This window comes from Saccharopolyspora elongata (genome assembly GCF_004348985.1).
Classification (GTDB): Bacteria; Actinomycetota; Actinomycetes; order Mycobacteriales; family Pseudonocardiaceae; genus Saccharopolyspora; species Saccharopolyspora elongata.
Genome location: NZ_SMKW01000004.1, coordinates 104,352 through 125,529 on the forward strand (window position 1 = coordinate 104,352; position 21,178 = coordinate 125,529).

The window sequence follows — 21,178 nt, forward strand, 5'->3', positions numbered from 1 at the left end:
GTGAGGGGGAACCTGCGCTTTCCGGAGGAGCTGAACTGGGTTCTCTGGATCATCGCGGGCGGTGACTGGCCACCCGGACTCGAAGGGGACGTGTGGAAGATCGCGGAGGCCTTGGACGAGGCCGCCGACGATCTCGACGGGGTCGTCGACGGCCTCGTCGCCGCGCTGAACGAGGTGACGCGGAACGTCGACGAGACCGTGGGCCGCGCTTTCTGGCGCTACGGCGAGAAGCTGGCGGAACAGCCCGCCTTCTACGCGGGCGGCGCGCGCGATCTGGCGGCGATGGCGCGGGACTACTCGCTGAACGTCCAGGCCGCGAAGCTGTCGATCATCGTGCAGTGCGCCTTCTCGGGCGCGGAGATCACCCGCATGTTGGGCGACCCGTTCGAATGGCCGCTGATCGGGCCGTTCATCGGGATGATGCGCGGGATCATCCAGCTGATCTTCGCCCGGCTCGGGCAGGCGATCGCGAAGGCGCTGCAGACCGTCATCAAGGTGGGTTCGGGCTTCGCGGGCAAGCAGCTCGACTCGGCCGCGCTGGCCACGGGCACCGGGATCGCCGGTGCCGTGGTGGCCGGCATGACGAAGCAGGCCATCGACGAGGGCCTGGAGGAGGTCTTCCAGGACGGGATCGTCCAGACGTGGCAGAAGTTCGAGAGCGACAAGGAGTGGGACTGGCAGGACACGGCCAACGCGTTCAAGTACGGCGCCGCCGCCGGGGCGTTCGCCGACGCCCTCGGCTCGGCGGTGAAGCACCTCAAGCCGGGCTGGCAAGGCAAGGCGCTGACCGCGGGCGTCATCGAGATGCTGACCGAGGGGTTCGTCGGCGCCATCACGGTGCCGGAAGGCGGCGACCCGGGCGACATCTGGAAGGGCATGATCAACGGCCTGGCGATGGGCACCGGCGAGAGGGCCCTGCACAACTGGAAGCATTCCCGCCAGGGGGGTTTCAAGGGCGAGAAGCTCGCCGCCCCGGGCAGCCCGAACGTCGATGTGAGCCCGCCGGATACGTTCGCGGTGCCGGATGGAGACGTCGGGGCGGATTCGCAGTTCGATGGCCCGGGTGACCCGCCGCCGGGGTCGTTGGTGCAGGACTCGCCGGGTGGCGCCGCGAATTCCGGTGCTGATGGCGCGGCTCATGGTGCTCCGAACAGCACGACGACGGATCGGCCGGGCGGCAGCGGTTCGGACCTCGGTGGTGGCACTGCGGGCCGGGGGACCGAAACCTCGCCAGGCGTCGGCGATTCCGGGGCGAATGCGCCGGGATCCGGCGTTTCTGACCAGCCGGGCACGCCGAAGACCGCCGAGTCCGGCACCTCGGGTGGTGCTGACACCCGGGCGGCGGCTCCCGGGCGGCCGAATCACCTCTCTCCGGAGGTGCCGTCGGCGGCACCGCCGTCCTCGGTGCCGGTGACGACCTCGCCGGCAGGTCCGGCCCTGGCGGCTCCGGCCGCAGCAGCCCCGGCTGGGACATCCGCGGCCCCATCGTCCGCCGTATCGTCACCGGCGAACTCCGCTGGTCCGAGCACGACAAGCGCGCCGAAGCCGGATTCCGCGGCCGGGTCGCCGGTGCCGTCGCAGAACGCGCAGCCCTCGCCCGGCGCGATGGCAGCGGACACCGGCTCGCCCGGGCCGGTACCGCCGTCGACCGCGGTCGAAGCGCCGGACATGTCGTCGAGTGCACCACTGGCGGCCGACTCGTCGGCGCCGAGTGTTCCGCAGTCGGCCGACTCGCCGAATGCCGAAACCACGACGGCTCCGCCGAACCCGGCCGCCACGCCCGGTGTGAACCCGACCGCTGCACCCAGTGCGAGCCCCACCGCCACGCCCGGTGTGAGCCCCACTGCCACGCCTGGTACGAACCCGACCGCTGCACCCAGTGCGAGCCAGACCGCCACATCAGGTGCGAGCCCGACCACGCAGCTGACCACGGCACCAGGCGCACAGTCCACGGCGCCGTCCAGCACTGGACAGCCGTCCGCCGGACAGTCCACTGTGGCGCAGTCGAAAACCTTTGTACAGCAGGAATCTGCGCCGATCCAGGGGAGTGTCACCGGCGGCAGGACTGCGGGACCGAAGGACGACACCGGGCGGATCGGCACGACACCGCCGCCCACCGAGGTGGCGGCGCCGCCGGTCGCGCGGGCGACCGATGCCGACACGGCGGTGCTCGCCGAGCTCAACTCCCAGCTGCGGCGGTGGCAGTGGCCGGGTGGCGAGGTCGACGCCGAGAAGTTGGCGCAGCTGCGGGAATCCGAGGCGGTTCGAGACGTCGTGCTACCCGAGGATTCGGCCGGGGCCGGTAGGCAGCTGGCCGAGGTGCTCGTGTCGGGTGGTCTCGTCCGGCAGCGCGGCGGAGGCATCGGCGACTTCCTGAAGTCGGTCCGTGACGGTGCGGGTTCCACTTCGGCGGAACCCGATTCCGCCCTGACGGTGATCCAGCTGGGTGCGCTGAGCCTGCCCGCCGTTCGGGTCGGCGATTTCTACCGGGTGCGGGGTTTCCCGTTGTTCATCGCCGCGTCGGTCGTGGAAGGCGGCCGGAAACGAGCGCTGGCCGACCAGGTGTCGGCGTACCTGGGCGATGGGCTGGTGCTGCACCGCGGCCTGCCGAGCTGGGATCGGAGGTGGCGCAACGTTCAGGACGGCGCGATCACGTCGCTCGGCGTGGAGGCGCACCCGGATCTCGGCATGCAGGGCACGAACGTCGTCGCGTTCACGACGGACGTCGACGCGGCCAGGGCCGACGCCACCGCGCCGACCGGTCCGGGGGACGGGGACGAAATCCGGTTCGTCGCGGGCTACGACCCGCGCGACGAAGCCTTCCCTGTCGGCACGGTGCTGACCACGAGGGTGTCCGCCGCGGAAGGCACGACGCTCGTGCTGACCGGCAGCGGCGAGGCCCAGGTCGCCGGCCCGGTACCGGATTTCGGCGGGATCACCTACTTCATGAGCACTCCGCTGCGGGACATCGGCGGCGGTGGCGATTCGGTCCTGGGATCGGTGATGCCGCCCGCCCCGAGCCCCGCCGAGATCGCGGATTACGTTGCTGAACACGGTGGTCTGCGCCCGGCGCCCATGCCGGAATCGAAGGGCAAGGCGCGCGCGATCGAGCCGGAACGGCCCGCCCTGCGCACGGAAAGCGCCGCACCCGCGCTCCCGGCCCCGGCCGGTGCCAACGCGGATCCGGTGGTGGTGGGCGCCAACGCGGCGCCCGCACCGCACCAGTACTTCTCGGATGTCGTGGCGAACGAGCACAGGTGGCTGTTCATCATCGATTCCAGAGACCACGCCACGGCGCTGCGAGAGCACCCCGACGACCCCGGCTCGCTCTACGACCACCAGCAGTCGCCGGGTTTCCAGGACGCGATGCTCGCCGCGTTCGACGAGGTGCTGGACGGCGACCTGGTCCGGGGTACCGCGCTCGACTGGGACGCGTACCGCGGACTGCACGGGCGGCTGGCCCGCGGCGGGGTCTTGAACCCCGGTCTGACCGGCGCGGACGGCGGCTGGACGCTCTTCGGCATGGGGGCGGACGCCCCCGCGCCGGACCTGCTCCGGGAGACCGTCCTCGGCAGCCCGCTCATCGCCTCGATCGACGAGTACCGCGCGGTCAGGCTGGAGAACGGCACGCCGCCGCTCCTCACCTATGCGAACACCGGCGAGGACGGCGCCGCGGTCATCCACACCACCTACTGGTCGGATGTCACCCCGGATGTCGTGAACGCGATGTTCGACGGCTATCGCGGCGAGGTGGGACGGGCGCAGGACGGGCGCTCCCGCCTGATCGCGATCGGGCGGCTGGTGCGCAACCTGCACGTGTTCCACCCGTTCACGGACGGCAACGGCCGCCTCCACGTCTACTTGCTGCTGCCGAGGCTGCTGCTCGAAAACGGCTTCACCCCGGTCGTCCACCCGGACCTCCACGCGTTGTTCAACGGCGGTCACAGCGCCCAGCAGATCGCCGATGCCCTGCAGTCGGTGCAGGGCCAGGACCTCGACGAGTACGTCCGCACCCTGACCGCGGACGACGACGTAAGCGTGTACAGCGAGGAATCCAGCGATGACGACGTAAGCGTGTACAGCCAGGATTCCAGCGACGATGACGTAAGCGTCTACAGCCAGGAATCCCGCGATGACGTGGAACTGGGTGCGCTGGTGGCCGAGTCGGGGGAGCCGACCGGCGAGGATCTTCGCGACCACACGACGATCCTCGCTCGGCTCGACCCGTCGAACTTCGCCGGCAAGGAAGAGTGGAACGCGGCGTGGGACCGGGTACTCGCCGACGCGGCTCACGAACTGGCGCTGCTGCCGAGAGACGAATCCAACGCGCTGCTCAACGCCGCTTACCGCGCCGTCGGCATCCCGCGGCACACGTGGGCGGCGGGCGATGGCGCGTTCGGAGCCCACGGCGATGCCGAACTCGGTCGGCTGCGGGGCGTGATGGCGATGGTCGCCCTGCAACTGCAGGAATCCAGCAGCACGCAGGCGTTCGATCTCGCACGGCGGCTGGTGATCGCGCGGCGCACCGCCTCGTGGGGAGTCCCGCTGCCCGGCCCGCACGCTTCCGAGTCGCTGGAAATCCCACCTGGCGTCGACCGGGGCGACGCTATCGCGGAAGCCGTCGGCATCTTGGACGACATCCGCCGCCGTTACGGGGTAGTGGTGGATTCCGCCAGGGGAGTGCGCGCGGTGCCCACGCGCCTCTCGCCCGCACCCGCCCACGACATCGCGGCGATCCGGACGCGACCTTGGCAGCTCGACGAGCTGCGCGGCCTGCGAGCGGCTCTCTCGCACTTCGCGCACATCCTCGGCCCGCAGCGCGCCCACTCCGATCGCGCGGGCATCGCTCAGGAGGTCAAGGCGGTCGGCGCGGTCACCTTCGGGCTCTCGCCGGAGGGCGTCGACATCACGGCGAACGGGCAGTACTTCGAGCAAGAGGGGGTGTTCAACCTCTACGGCGGCGCGCTCGCGCTGGGCGGTTTCGGGGGCGGCCCGAAGTCGATCGAAGCGGTCGGGACCCACGAGCTGACCCACGGGCTGCTCGACGATGCCCTCGACGCCTTCCGCGATGCGGTCGGCACCTGGGACTCCGTCGGCTATCCCGTGCTCGTGGACGACGCCGAGTTCCCGCACGACGACGCTCCGACCGCGTTGACGGACTTCGCCGGGTCAATTCGCGCGGCGCTCACCAACGTGGCGGATCTCCGTGCCCGATCGCCGCGGCACGCGGCCGCGATCGACGACATCTTGCGGCGCCACCCAGAGTTCTCCGATCCTCCGGCGAGGCCGGATGACGCCCGAGTCATCGCGGATGCGCTGATCGACGAGCTGCCCGCGTTCAACGAAGCCGTCGGCGCGTGGACGGCGGACAACCGGCCGAACTTCAAGGGCGAGCAGCCCATCACGGCGTACGGCGCGACCGATCCTTCGGAAGACTTCGCCGACGCGGTCATGTACCACTTCCTCGACCCGCGTGCGCTGCGGACGAAAGCTCCACTGCGGGCCGCTTTCCTCGACGATCTGTTCGCGGATGGCGGCCAGGCGCACCGGCTGGAGCCGCAGTACTTCTCGGGTGACGGCCCGGCGCACCGGCCCGAGCATCGGTACTTCTCGGATGTCGTCGCCGACGAGCACAAGTGGCTGTTCATCATCAACCCACTCGACCACCGGGAGGCGATGGAGCGGTATCCCGACGATCCCGCGTCGATGTACGACGAGGATCTCTCGCCAGGGTTCAAGGAATCGTTGCTCGATGCGTTCGCGCAGGTGCTCGACGGCGACCACGTGCGCATCTCGCGGATGGGCTGGACGCAATACGCCGAGCTGCACGGGCTGGTCACCCGGCGCACCGAGGGCGACTTCGAGGTCATCGGCGTGGACGAGAGCTCGGTGTCCTTCGGCCTGGGGATGTCCACGCCCGATGACGAGGTCTTGAACCTGCGGGTGGCCGGCAGGCCCTTGATGTCGAGCCTGGACGAGTACGGGGAGGCACACGAGGAAGGCCGTCCGCTGCCGCTCACCGTGCACCAGCGCGACGAGAACGGCGTCCCCATGGTGCACACCATGTACGACGCCGAGGACACTCCGCCCCTGGTCGACGCGATGTTCGAGGAGTTCCGCACCACCGTCGACCGCGCCCAGGACGATCAGGCGAAGCTCCAGGCGATCGGGCAGCTCGTGCGAAACCTCCACGTGCTGCACCCGTTCGCGGACGGCAACGGCCGCCTCAACGTGTTCCTGCTGCTCCAGTTGCTCCTGCTGGAGCACGGATTCCGGCCTGTCATCGATCGGCGGCTGAACGACCTCTTCAACGGTGGCTACTCCGTCACGGAGATCGCCGTTGCGCTGTCGCAGGCGCAGCACGTGGACCTCGCCGAGTACGTGGCCGACCTGGCCCCGGATGACGACTCGGCCGATCACTTCCGCATTCCGTCCCCGCCGCCCGGAGACCCCGACCGGGCCGAGGACGGCGAGTCCGCCGGCGATTTCCGGATTCCGACGCCGACGGGGCACTGGCCCACCCGTGACATGGCCACGTTCTCCTCGGACGACGCCGTGCCGGACGAAGTCGGCGAGCGCTCGATGGGCCTGGATTCGAAGGGCGAGCAGCGCTACTTCACCGGCGACCGGGTTCAGATGCGGCCGCTGGTGGACCGGCGCGGACGTGCCGTCGGAGTCGCTTTCGCGGACGGCTCCGACTCGGCCGGCGGCCTGCTCCAGCGGTACCTCGACGGCCCCGGCCAGTCGTTCCTCTACGCGTCCACGAACGGAAGCGAGGGCCCCGGCGACGTCACCGAGCTGCTCCCGATCCCCGCACCGCAGATCGAGACGGGGCAGCCGGGCGAGTCCTTCACGCTCGCCGCCCACGGGAACGCTCCTGAGATCGGGCGCGGCCTCGCCCGGATCATGGTCGGCGAGGGTGCGCCGACCGCCTGGCGGGAGGTTGAGGTGCAGGGGGCCGAGCTGGCCAGGATCATGCTGCGCTCGCCGGAATTCCAGGCGGTGGCCACCCTCGGCCGGTTGCGCAAGATCAACCTCATGGTCTGCCATGCGGCTCGGGACCGCGAATCGGGTGTGGCGGCCGAGTTCTACCGGGAGGTGCGTTCGCGGTTCCCCGGAGTCGTCGTCAACGCCTCGACCCACGCGATCGGGACGATCGAGGTCGGCCATCGCAGCGTTTGGATGGTGGCCAACGGCGGATCGCTGATCACCCTGGGCGGCCGGTCACCGGGACACGATCCGACGCTCGACGAAGTCCTCCAATCGCTCCGGAGCTGGCACACCGTGCGCGAGGCCGAGCGCACGCACTACGCCGCGCAACTCCCGTTGTTCGACGCGGTGGATCGCGCGTACGCGATCCACCAGGCGCTGCTGCCGGACATGCGCATCCACCGCATGCTGAACCTGCTCAGCGTGCAGGAGCTGGCCGAAGCCGAGGCCGGCGCGGAGAACGCGGGGATCGCGTGGGCCGCTGCACTGGAGTCCTTGCGCCTCGATCCGCAGCTGCCGCCGGTCCGTTCGGTGATCACCGGCCTGATCGACCCGGCGACCGGCACCTTCGTGCCCGTGCCGGTGCCACCAGATGCGGCACGGCTGGTGGCGGTCGGTCCCGAGGTGGACGGCCCGGAGGGGCATGTCGTCCGCAAGGCCAGGTGGGCGACGGAACCGAACTCCGCCTCCTCACAGGCCGTCGATGCCACTCCCGGTGATCGTCGCACGAGCTCGAACCTCGCGACGTTCAGCGCGAATCCGGCCGTGGACGACAGCGATGCCGAGGACGACGGTGGTTTCCGGATCCCGACACCGCTGCCGGAGGATTCGCACGGGCGCGACTTCGCGGCGATCTTCGCGGACCTGGACCCGTCGAACTTCCGGAACAGGGCGGAATGGGACGCCGCGTGGGACGTCCGGCTCGCGAAGGCACGCAACGATCTCGCCGCACTGCCGCCGGAAGAGGGCAACCACCTGCGGATCGCCGCGCACGTCGCGACGGGGATCGACCAGGACGCCTTGTCCGAGGACAGCGATGACGACAACCCCGCAGCGGAGATCAACCGGACCAGGATCCGGGGCCTCATAGCGCTCGTCGGGTTGCAGCTGAAGGAGGACGAGCACGCCGATCCCGAGGACCGGAACCAGGCCGCCTACGACCTGTCGCGATGGGTGGTGATCAACCGGCAGCTGGCCTCCTGGGGCACGGACCTGCCGGGGTGGCGTGCCGAGCAGGTCGATGTGGAGGAGGATGTCGACGCCACGGCCTTCGCGCACGTTGCCGCCGAGATCGCCAGCGAGATCGAGCGGGAATACGGCGTCGTGCTCAATTCCGGTCTCGGCGCGAGGTACCAGGCCGAGAGGCACCCGGACGCGCCGCAGATCGAGGTCGAAGCCGTGCGGCCGCGCCCGTGGAAGCTCGAAGAACTGCGCGGCATCCGGGCCGCGCTCAAGCACTTCGCACCGATCCTCGGAGCCCGCCGCGCGAACTCCGCGCGCGCCGGCGAAGCGCAGGAGGTTCGATCGGTCGGTGCGGTCACCTTCAGCCTCGACGCCGACGGGGCCGACTTCACCGCGCAGGGCGAGTACATCGACGAGGTCGGGACGTTCACCCTGTTCTCCGGCGGGACGGCCGGGCTCGAAGACCCCGAACGCGGGGTGGAGAAGCTGGTGACCCACGAAGTGGCCCACGGCGCTGTCGCCTACGCCCTCCCCGGTTACGCGCGCGCGTTCGGCACATGGGGAGCCGACGGGCGGCCGATCCTCGTGGACGGCGCAGAGCTGCCGCACGGGGGCGCGACGACCCCCAAGGACGACCTCATCGCGTCCATCGAAGCGGCGCGCAACGACCTGGACGGCTTCCGCGCCGTGGCGCCTCGGCACGCCGACGCGATCGCCGACATCTGGCAGCGGAACCAGGAGCTGTTCGCAGACGAGGACGACGCCGAGATGATCGCGGAATCCCTGGAGCGCGAGGACCGGGTGGCGTTCAACGAGGCCGTCGGCGCGTGGACCGCGGACGACTGGCCGAACTTCAAGGGCGAGCCGCCGATCACCCTGTACGGCGCGACGAATGCTTCGGAAGACCTGTCCGAAGCGGTGATGTACTACTTCGTCGAGCCGGACGAACTGCGGGAGAAGGCGCCACTCCGCGCCGCCTACCTGGGCGACCTGATCGCGAAGTGGTCGCGCGCGCCCGAGAACACGGCCGGGTTCTGGCACGCCGGCCCGCACGACGAGCAGACCGGACTGAGCCAGGACCCGTACCGATCGGCCGGGGAACTGCTGGCCGATCTGCAGGCGGCGGCCGTCACCACGGACCTGCCCGTGCCGACGCTCGATCGCGGCAGCCTGCTGCTGGACGCCCCGAACTCGGGGCCGGACGTCTTCGAGCTCCGTGGCGCGCCTGACGCGTCGGAATTCCTGGCCGGCCAGGATTATTCGGCTCTGAATGGCGCCGGCTCGGTGGAGTTCCTGCGCGCGCTGGACATGGCGGCGGGCACGCGGCCCACGCGCGAGGAGATGGCGCCGGCGCGGTTCGCCGCGGCCGACGCGCGGTTGTCGGTCGTCGTCGAGCCGAGCGACGATGCCAGGGAGAACTGGGCGTTCGAGCCGGATCTGCCGCCACTGCCGGAGAAGCTGGATTTCTCGTCTCTGATGAGCGGCATCTGGCTGGGCGGTCCGTTGCGCGATTCGGGCACCATGCGGGCGTTCCGCGAGAACTTCGGTGCCGCCGCGACCCGCAACGCCGGGAAGGTCCAGGCGGTGCTGTGGACGGACGTGCCGCGCCAGGTGTTCGAGGACGCCGCCGCGGGCAAGACCGGCTTCGCCGGCCTGATCTCCTACGACGACGTGCGGTCCATGGCGCAATGGGCCCGGGAGAACAACATCGCCCTGGTGAACGTGGGCGAGGTGTTCAACAGCTCCGCGCCGATGGAACTGCAGGAGTTCTACGCGGTCGAGATGGCGAAGCAGACCGGCTCCGGGTACGCCGCCGCCAGCGACATCCTCCGCCTGGAGATCCTGCGGCGCTTCGGCGGCATCTACACCGATGGCGACAACGCCGTCGGCGATCTGCCGGCGAAGGCTGACTTCCTGAAGACGCGCCTGGCCTTCGCGATGCCGGAGAGCTATTGGGGCAACAGCGCTTTCGCGATGCCGAAGGGCCACCCCCTCGCGCAGATCTACCTCGACGAGATCCGTCGCGCGTACCGCAGGCCCGACGACCTGATGATGGCCTTCGCCCCGAAGGCCCACCAGGGGGAGCGGGAGACCTTCAAGACCGCCATCCGGCGCAAGTCCGTGATGTACCGGACCGGGCCGAACCTGCTCGAACAAGTCGCCGAAACGGTCGGCCTCCTGGAGAACATCGGGCAGATACCCAAGATGGACTACATCTCCGTGGGCGAGGGCGTCAGCTGGCTCAAGGAGCAACCGCGCCCCACGCCCGCCTCGGTGCCGCGCGCCACGACGTTGGATCTCACGAAGCAGGTCGTGCAGACCCTCGTCCGCGACCTGGTCAAGCGCAAGGGTGATCTGCACCTGGCCGGTGTGGCCGACGCCGTGATGCGGCACCCCCAGCCGGGGCTGGTCTGGAACGCGGCGGTCGAGTTCATCGCTTCGGTGCCGGCGTTCGCGGGCCAGGTGCGCTCGGTGACCGACGGTTGGTACGTCCGGGAGGTCCTCAGCGAGCGCCCCGCCCGCCACGGCTCCCACCTGGACTTCCAGGTGCGGTTGCCGGACCGGGCGCGGGAGTTCCTCGACTACGACCCGGCGCGGCGGAAGTTCGAGCACGGCCGGTACCGGGCGCCGGGCCGCCTGCGCACCCCGGAGGAGGTGGGCGACGCCGGGATCGACGGGGCGATCGATGCGGAGATCGTGCGGCAGGAAATTCCGGTGATCACCCAGGGCCCCGCGTACTTCGGGGCGGGTCCCGGTCCGACGGAGTCCACACCATCACCGGACGAGCACGGGATCGACGATTCGTGGCGGTCAGAAACGACCATTGCCGTACCGGAGGCTTCCACTTCGGACGAATCCCATTCGGACGGTCAGCTTCCCGCCGCGACTGGAGAAGTCTCCTCGTACCGCGCTCCGCACGGAATCGGGCAGGGGCGTGGCTCGGTGGAGTTCCACGACGAAGCGGCGACCCTCCGGTGGATCGCCGGGTCCATCGCGGCCGAGGTCAACGACCGGCACCGGACGCTGCAGCCCCGGAAGACGTTCCTGGACAAGGTGATTTCGGCGATCAGGGCGGCCGTCCGCGCGGCGACCGCCACGCGGGCGGCACCGGTGAGCACCGCCGAGTTCAACGAGCGGGCGATCGCGGACCTGTTCGGCCCGGATGCGGACAGGTCGCCGAAGAGCGCGCTGGACGCCATGCTCAACGGCGGCCTGACCGTGCGCGTGCAGGTGCGGACCCCGCTGGGCGTCGTCGGTCAGGACGTCGTCGTGCGGGCGACCCTCGGCCCCGGCGCCTACCGGGGCGCCCGGCGCGGGATCCGGCAGTCCGCGCCGACCTCGCAGAGCTGGTTCACCAGGCTCACCGCAGGACTGTTCGCGGCGAGCTCCGGCCCCAGCACCGCTGCGGATGCCGAGGTCGTGACGGAGGAGCTGGCGGAGTTCAGCCACGACCTGCGGATCAACCTGCACGCGCCGGAAGGCGAGTTCAGCCGCGAGGTGGTCATCCCCGGCGCGGTCGACTCCGCCGTCGCGGCAGCGGAGGCGCTCCCGGCACCGGCCGTGGGCGAACCGGTGCGCGTCGGGCCGAAGCCGCTCCGCAAGGCGCGCACGGGAGCCGGGGTCAGGCCGTCAGCCCACATCGCGGCCACCCCGGCACCCGCCGTGGAACTGCACCGAACCCTGAACCGGATCTTCTACCCGGCGGACCCGCCCGGCCGCGACGGCAGGACCCGGCCGCCAGCCGGAGTCCAGAGCATCCGCCGCGCGATGGATGCCACCGATCCCAGCCGGTTGTGGCAGCACCTGCGCGAGGCCCTCTCGGCTCGGGGCTACGTCATCGCGGGCAAGGGGGCGCTGTCGGAGCTGGCGGTCAAGGTCGATCTCCACGACCGGCAGCTGCTCGGATCGTTCGAAGCACCGGACGGCAGCACCCGCTACCGCGTCCGCGCCACGCCCACCTGGGAGGTCACGCCGTCCTACAAGTCCTGGCCGGACAACGCGAAGTGGTCCACGACGCTGCGCAGCGAGCCGGACCAGCCGGTCGAGCTGGAGGTCGACGAGGAAGGACTCGTCGACCTCGGACTCGCTGAGACGACGGATACCGGCGAGGTGAGTCCGGCCGCGGACGTCCTGCGCGGAATGCCGGACTACCTCGTCGACGGCGAGGGATTGGGCGAAGCCGTCCAGTACCTCCCGGTCGACGGGATCGAGGTGGGCCCGGCGTTCCGCAGCATGCTGCCGCCGCGGCCGCGGACGCTGACCAAGTCGGCACCCGGCGGTGGCGGAACGCACCGGCTCCGAGGCCTGCGGCACGTCCAACGGGCCATGCGGAACGAGGTGGCGAGCCTGCTCGGCGACGGCCGCCGGTTCGGCGTGAAGGTCGACGGCAAGCCCCACGAGCTGATCGTCCGGGCCCGCCTCGACTGGGACGAAGCAGTTGCACTGGAGGGAAGACCGCGCTGGACCTATCCGCCGGAGACCCGCTACCGGCGCTTCCACGAGGCGCATTCCGAGTACTCGGCGGAACCGTCGGCCACGGTGCCGGTGCTGATGACGGCGTCGCCGCCGATGGTGTTCCTGGCGACGTTGTCGGGCACCACCAACGTCAACCGCCAGACCCAGCGGGACGTTTCCGAGGAGCACAAGCGGGCCGCGCTCGTGCTGGACCTGGACGTGCGCAAGTCCGAGGCCCACGTGTCCTACGAGCTGGAGCTGCGAGACGCGCGCGGCACGGTCGTCGGCACGACCGGGCACGGGGAACAGCCCGGGCTGCGCGGCAGGTTCCGATTCGGGCATCCCAAGACCGCGCGGTCCAACTCGGGGCAGGGGCTCAAACCCGTCGCGTCGGCCCCGCCGAAGGACTTCGCACTCGAAGAGCTGCTCGTCGACACCCCGGCGGGCTCGTCGTTCTTCGACCAGGTAGCGCGGATGCTCCCGGAGCACGTGACTGCGATCGGCGCGCCGGGTCGCGAGGCGCTGCAGGAATTCCTGCACCGGACGAACATCAAGGCAGAGCTGACGGGCATGGTCGCGGCGGACCCGGCCGGCTCCCCGGACAGCGGCTGGCGGCGCTCGCAGCCGCTGTTCGCCGGGCCGGACAGCCCGCCGGTGGACCAGCTGCGCAACGGGTCGGTGGTCGAGATGCGCGCGGTGCCGAGCCGCGTGGAGATCATCGAGGAGACCGACGACGCGCCGTACCTGCTCGACTGGGACAACACGAAGACCGCCCGCACCGACGGCAAGAAGGCCAAGCGCCGCACCGGTTTCAGCCTGTTCTACGGCGGATTCATGACCATCGGCGCGTTCCTGGTGACGCTGGGCGGCGCGATCGACTTCAGCCACCAGCGCATCTTCGGCAGCCGGTTCAAGCGGGAGACCGGCATCCGCTTCGAGCACGACTTCACCGGCCGGCTGGTCCGCTACCGGACCGTCTACCGGCTGCAGGTCCGGGTGATCGGCCGGCCGCCGGTGTTTCTGGAGGGCGATCTCAACGGCTATCAGTGGGCCACCCGCGAGCGGGCGCTGGCTTCGGGCCTCATCGACCCGGCCGGACCGGACGAGCACGCACCCGAGTACCGGCCGAAGGACGCGCGCGAGCGGTACGCGCCTGCGCACCTGGAATCCGGCCTGTCGACCGCGGGCGCCAAGATCCACGCGTTCCGGGGCCGCGACCGGATCTACGCGGCGATCGCCGACACGCTGCGCAAGGTCCCCGACCACCGCCTGTACCACTTCAGCTCGTCGGAGTTCATCAAGCATTTCGACGACCCGGACCTGGCTGCCGGCCTGAAGCCGCTGATCAACGACATCACCCGGCGCCAGCGCAAGGCCAAGTCCCGGATGTCGGACAAGCAGCTGATGCAGCTCGTCGACCGGATGCTCGGGCCCGGCCTGGTCATCCCGCTGGTCAAGCAGGGGACCTTCACCGACACCGTGGTCACCGTCCGGCTCAAGGCCACGATGCGGGACCTCGTCGACGGCGATCTGCAGATCGGCGTGCACGACTCCACGACGGAGACCAGGACCAAGGAGTACGAGACCCGCGGGTTCTCCGCGAACAGGTCGACCGCCGCGGGCATCGGGCCGCACGGCCGGCTCACCAACGTGCTCGGCAAGGCCACGAACATCCTGTTGGCCACCGTCCGCCTCGGCCGGACCTGGTCGAGTGCGGTGGACGTCGGCAACGACACCGGGAAGGTCACCGAGCACAAGCACGGCGGCACCTTCGGCCCGACCGGTGGGCAGGGCGAGACGCCGCTGCGCCACTTCAAGGCCGACCTGGTGATCACCCCCGAGCTGGACTCGCACACGCGCACCACGAAGCTCCTGCGCCGCCTCACCCCCGGCCGCCCGGGACGGGACCGGCTCGACGTCCGGCCGGTTCGCCTGGTGGGGGAGCACCGCGGCCTGGGGCCGGACCACGAGCAGCGGGTACCGGTCGAGCTGCTGGTCCCCGATCACCTGACCACCGCCGAGGCACCCGCCGAGCTGGTCGTCGAGCCGGCCGCGGTCGAACAGCTGCCCACCGGCACGCTGATCGACGAGCTCCCGAAGGGCGATCGCGCGTTGGAGGGGGCCGACGTGCTGACCGTCGCCGGCACCGAGCACCTCGTCGACGCCGCCTACCGGATGCTCGGGCAGGCCACCGGCGACGAGGTGTTCCTGGACCGCGTGGGGTCTAACGCCGAGCTGATCGAGGAGAAGCTGTCGCCGGAGGCGTTCCGCAAGGATCCGCGGATGTTCGGCAGGCACACCATCGAGGGGCTGCACCACGACCGCCGCCGCGCCGACACCCACGCCCGGATCGGCGTGACGCTCAAGCCGATCCGGCCGCGCAGGCTCGGGCCCGAGGAGTACCAGCGCACCAAGAACACCACGGTTGGCGGCACCTCGGTGGCGGCGTCGAAGGGCGGCCAGGTCACGTTCGAGCCCGACGTGACGAACTTCGACCTGATCAGCGGCGATGCCGCCCAGCTCTCGGACGACATCAAGGGCGCGCCCTCCGGGGTGTTCATCTTCCGGTTCTCGCCGTGGAACGCGCGGTGGGGCAGCCAACGCGCCCTGGCCCTCCGCGGCACGTCGAAGACGCACTTCACGCCGCTGCCGTCGAGGCGGTTCCTGTTCTCGGTCGGTGTCGAAGCGTCGGTGGTGGCCGAGTCGCAGGCCCGCGGCAACGTGGACACCTTCGAATTCGTGGGCCGCGAACCGGTGAGCTCGGCGGGCGAGCGGTTCGAGCTGCCCGACTCCGTGCTGCTGTGGTTGACCCAGGAGCAGGCCGACGCGCTGGCGGACATCCCGCGCGAGGCCCGGAGCCCGGCGCCCGCCGAAGGGGGAGAAAGCCGCGAGCTGCCTCCGCCGCCATCGCTGGTGGGCAACGGCGTCTCGCTCGGCATCGGTGCGGTCGACGGGCACCTCGACATCAGCGAAGTCCTGCCGTTGCTGCGGGAGCAGGTCGTCACCGCGCTGGGCCCGGAAGCCGCGGACGAGTTGCTCCCGCGCTCGCCGCTGACCAGCGCCCACGACAACACCAGGGTCGCCGACGAGCAGTTGTCCAATGTGGACAGGATGTTCGCCGCGGTGATGAACGGCGGCTCGTCAACGCCGCTGCGCCTGGAACTCCGCTTCCGCGGCCGCACCTACGTCCTCAGCATCGAGGGCGGCTGGGCCGAGCCGCCCGCCGGGGGCCGGGTCGAGATCGTCCGCAAGCTCGCGGCCCGCGACATCGTGTCGATCGAGGAGACCGGGCAGGAGCAGTCCGGCCGGAACATCCTCGACGTCACCGGGGTGCTCCGCGGTCAGGGCGAGTTCAAGCAGGCGGACTCGTCGCCGAGCTCCGGCGTGCTGGCCCCGGGCGGCTCGGTCGGGTACGTCCACGTGTCGCAGGATCACTCCGAGACGTCGGTGCAGAACCACACCGCCGGTTCCTACGGCGCGATCCGCGGCCCGGTCGGCGTCTTCGACGGGAACGTCCAGGTCACCGTCAAGATCGTCCGCAAGCTCGGCTTCGACGCCGAGCAGCTGACCGACGTCCACGGCGAGGAGATCGCGAAGGTCGTCGTCGCGCGGCCGGTCGAGGTCCGCAAGATGGCGGAGGAGACGTTCCTGCCGCCGGGCAGCACCGAATCCCTCGGCGCCGAGCACGGCATCCGGGCGCTGCCCGCCGCGGCCGGGAATCCCGACGACCTCGCGAAGTGGCGGCAGGACGCGGAACGCAGCCTCTCGCTGCCCGGCTCGGGCGACTACTCGATCGAGCACTACTTCGGCATGGTCAAGACGCTCCGCGCAGCGGCGAAGCTGGCGCTGGTCGACTCCGGGGTGAGCATCGACACCCGGATCGCGCTCGCGGTGGACAACGCCATCACCCCGGCCACGGTGAAGGCGGGCCTGCCCACCATGCGGTCGGGGCGCTTCAGCTTCCCGGTCGCCGGTCTCGACCGGATCGTCGAGCTGCATGCCCGCCTCAAGCCGGACCCGAAGCTGGCCTCCGCCAGCGGACGGGTCGAGATGGACAGCTTCCTCGGGGAAGGCGAAAGCGACGCGGTCGGACTCAGCGCCGGCAGCACCTACTCGTCCACCGTGTTCGCCCGCGGCGGAGGCGGCTCCGAGCACCCGCAGGGCGAGCAGGAACCTTTCGGTTCGGTGCAGGTGGTCGGCGTGGCGGAGCGATCAGGCCCGGCGACTCGGCCGGATCTGGTGCTCAACGCTTCGGCGACCACCGAGAGCACCACCGGCCGCGATCCCAAGGCCACGCACCGCGTGACGCACCCCGACCTCACCACCCGCGGCCTGCTGGCCGACGTCGAATTCCGCGCCGTGGCGAAGAAACCGGGCGGCGGCTCGGAGACCGGCGTCGCCGAACTGGCCGTCGACAACGCCTACCTGGTCCGCATGCGGGACGCGGCGGCCGAGCAGCTGGCCGGGAAACTCCCGTCGGCGCTGGCGAAATCCGTCGCCGACCTCGCCCGCGCGAGCAAGGCGTGGGCGGACGCGGTCGACGCGGTCGAATCGGCGCTCGCCACGGGCGCGGACGTCGCACAGCTGCGCGCGGCGGCGGGCGAGGCGGAAACCGCTTGGTGGGCGGCGAAGGCGAAGTACCACGAGGACCTCGCGGCCGCGCAAGAGCTGGAGCGGCACTCCGCGCTCGATCTCGCCAGGTCTCAGCAGTCCGCGGAAGCGGAGGAACGCTTCCAGGGTGTCACCGGCGCGATCCGCCCCATCGTCCCGCCGCCGTTCCTGGCCGGCCTGGACCACCGCGACCTCGCGCCGGACCGGCAGGTGGCCTTCTTCGAGGCGCTCGACCTCGGTCGGCCCGCTCCCGAGCGCAACACCGTCGCGCCTGCTTCGCGGCCGGACACCGTCGTTGCGACCGCGGACCGCGAGCTGGTGAAGGCCGTCCACGTCCCGATGCTGGGCGGGCCGGTTGTCGACGAGACGACGTGGGAGAACCTGGAGATCACCGCGCGAACCGCGCGCGAGCAGGGCTGGACCCCGGTGCTGCTGACCGACGTTCCCCGCGAGTTGTTCGCGGCGGCCAGGACGGTCGCCACCGAGCTGGACGCCATCCGTGCCATGGACCGGCGCGCGCACGAGCTGGGTTTCGTCGTGGTGAACGTCGACGAGATCTTCAGCAGCGAGTCGCCGATGTCGGCCCAGGACGCGTTCTCGGCGGCGCTGGACAACGAGGTCGACGCCGGACGCGATCTGGCGCGCTCGCTCCTCGCCACCGAGGTGCTGCGGCGCTTCGGCGGCGTGGTGGCACCCGGCGAGTACGCGATCGGGGACCTGTCGTCGCTGGCCGCGGCGGTGGACACGACCAAGGGCTTCAAGATCGCCGCACCTGCGGCGGACACGGCGCCGGTGGTGATCGCCGCATCGCAGGGCAACCCGTTCGCCGACTTCTTGGAGCGCGAACTCCTCCGCGCCGCCCGCACCGGCCGCGCGCAGACGGCGGTGGAATCGGCCGTTGCCGCCGCGACGAGACTCGGCGACCTGGCAGTGGCCGACGGCGCCGAACACCGCGCGGCACCGCAGGAACCCGACCGCGTGCCCACCAAGGAAGACCTCGACACCCTCGTCGGCGAGGTCGTGGAGACCTTCGCGCGAGGTCTGCGGGCACGCGGGGATCTGGACTTCGCGGGTGTGAGCCGGTTGTTGGGCGACCATCCGCGCGGGGCGGTCGTCCTGGAGGCCGCGGTGGCCACCGTGGCGCGGAAGGCGGCGTGGCGAGACGCCATCCGCACGGTCACCTTGCCCGTTCGCGCCGACGGCGCGGCGAACGTGTCGACCGAGGCGGAGAAGTGGCTCGCGATCCTCCCGGAGTCCCGGCTGACCGACCGGGGCCTGGTCGCGGGAGCGAGCTTCCACCCGGATCCCTCGCACGGCGACCTCGAATCCGGCGCGCTCGATGCCGGGCCGACGCTGCGCGACCGGGCGGCGGAGCTGGCCGTGCTGGTCCAGCACGCGCCCGAGGACCGGGCCACGAGCTTGCGTTCCACCGGCCTGATCCCGGAGTCCGACGCCGAGGGCACGCTGGTTCTGGCGTTGCGCATCCGCGCCGAGCTGCGCGAGGACATCGACCGGGCGGGCGAACTCCGGCTGGACAAGGTGGTGTCGCTGGCGAACCGGCACGCCGAGCCGGGCCTCGTGCTGCGCGCCGCGGTCGCGGCCATCGCCGCCGACGCCGACTTGGCCGAACGCGTCAGGACCGTGGCGATCCTGCCGGTGGGGAACAGCCCCGTCATCGAACTGCTGGACATGCTGGTCTTCGCCGGGGGCCGGCCGGGCGACTTCTGGTTCGATGCCACGCTTGTGCCAGCCCCGGAGCAGCACGCGCAGTTCCCCGGCTCGCGGCGCTCCGTGGCGCACGACTTCGATCCGGGCACGACCGCGCCGGCGGACCTGGATCGGCTGAACACGCAGGCCGAGCAGATCGCGGATGCGATCCTCGCCCGGCACCGGGCCGGGCTGGCCATGCCGGTGGTCGTGGTCGAGGGCGGCGGCCCGGAGCTGGGGCGCGCTCGCCGCGAGGCCGCGGCGGCGGTGCTGGCCCTCGCGATCGACCACAACTTGGCGGCGGCGCAGGCGGATCTCGACCCGAGCGCGCGCATCGGCCGCGGCCAAGTCCGGTTCGGCATTGCGGTCTCGGCCGCCTCGGTCCCGGCCGAGCAGGTGATCGTCACCGTCGACGGTTCCCAGGCACCTGAGCAAGCGGCTCCGGCGGACGTCGCGCGGCCCCGGCGGGTCAGGTTCGCCGACGAGGCCGAGCAGCACCCGGCGCCCGTCCCGGAACCGCCGGAGACACCTTCGATCGCCGCGGAGCTGGTCGTCGAGTTCACCGACGACGGTGACGTCGACTCGCCCGCCGTGGACGAGTTCTTCGCGCACCTGGTGACCTCCGGTGCGACGGACCTGCTGGTTCGCGGCGGCGGTGACCAGGGCGCGGCGCGCCGCCAGAACGTGGCCGCCGCGCTGACGGCGGCGCTGAACCAGCGGCCGGGTTCATCGCCCGGCAAGCCGAGCGTGACGATCGATCCCGCGACGGTTGAAGGACCGGTCACCGTGTTGGCCATCCCGTCGACCGGCCGCGAGATCATCCTCCGGCGAGACGCGACCCCGCCGAGCACGGATGGTTCGCCCGACGTGGTGCTTGCCGACTACCTGACCGCGCACGCCCGGCTGCGGGCGGCTCGCGGCCTCGGGCGCGACCTGGTGTCCCTGGTCGTCGCGGCCCCCGAACCCGGCGGCCGACCCGACACCGCCCTGTCCATTGAGGACGATTCCGAGGATGTCGACATCCGCACCGCGCTGGCGGATTTCGAGCGAGCCGAACACGATCTCCACGAGTCGGGCTACCGCCCCGCAAACACCAGCGGAGCCTTCTCCTCCGACGGGGTCGTGCCGGACATCTCCGGCGGCAGCGGCGTTGCGCGCGATGGCAGGCCGCGGCACTGGCCCGAGGACATCGGCGACACCCGGGCATGGCTGGCGATCGCGGAGCGCCTGCACGACGTGCCGGCGCCCGAGCAGGCGGCGGAGCGAGCCGGGCGGATCGTCGCGATCTACCACGGCGAGCGCGTGATCGACTACCACAACCCCACCGAGCACGACTTGGTGTACGCCCACATCGTCAACCTCGTCGCGCACCAGCTCACCCTCGACGCGGATTCGGCGAGCCCGGAGCGCAACGCCGTTCAGCTGGCGATCTACCTGCGCGGGGCGTTCGGCCCGCTGAACATCAACCGCGACGAGTCGGGCCCGGCCCAGTACGCCACGCCGGAACAGGAGGTCCTCCCGGCACTCGACGCGGACGGCGAGCTCAGCTACTTCGCCACCGGCCAGCTCCGGAGGCGGCCGCTGATCGACAGCAGCGGTCGCGTCCTCGGCGTCGGGTTCGCCCGTGCCGACGACGGCGCGACTGAAGGGTTCCAGCGTCTTCTACAGAGCCCAGGCAAGCCGTACTACGTGGCGCGCGCCTCTGATACCAAAGAACCCGTTTCCGACGAACACCTGCTGAGCGTGCCTGCGCCGCAACTGAAGACGCACGACTGGGGAGAGGTCTTCGCCGTCGCCACCCACGGGAGCCCCCCGGGAGACCGGTTCCGCCTCGCGGAGATCATGGTCGGCGAGGGCGACGAGCCGACGGCCCAGCGGAAGGTCGGTGTTCGAGGTGCCGTGCTGGCCAAAGCCGTGCTGTCGACGCCCGAATTCCAGGCGGTGGCCGGGCTCGGCGGGCTGAGCACGATCAACCTGCTCGTCTGCCACGCGGCACGCGACCGCGATTCCGGTGTAGCGGCCGACTTCTACCGGACGGTGCGTTCGCTGTTCCCCCAAGTCGTTGTCAACGCGTCAACGCACACGGTCGGCGACTTGTCGTACGCCGGAGGCGGCCACGCGCTGCTCGAATCAGCAGGTGGGCTCGTCATCACGTTCGGCGGTTCCTCGCCGGGGCAGAGCCCGACGCTGCAGGACGTCCTGCACGCGATGGTGACCTGGCGGTCCAAGCACG

Annotated in this window: 1 protein-coding gene (running past one end of the window); it reads left to right on the forward strand. The window is 71.0% G+C overall.

All coding sequences use genetic code 11. The features are described from left to right. A protein-coding gene (locus E1288_RS04830; RefSeq protein ID WP_235883368.1) for a WXG100-like domain-containing protein crosses the window boundary here: on the forward strand, positions 1-21,178 show its 5' portion. Its footprint extends 17,501 nt past the window's final position; the window shows 21,178 of its 38,679 coding nt (coding positions 1-21,178); the start codon lies at positions 1-3; its stop codon lies beyond the right edge, outside the window.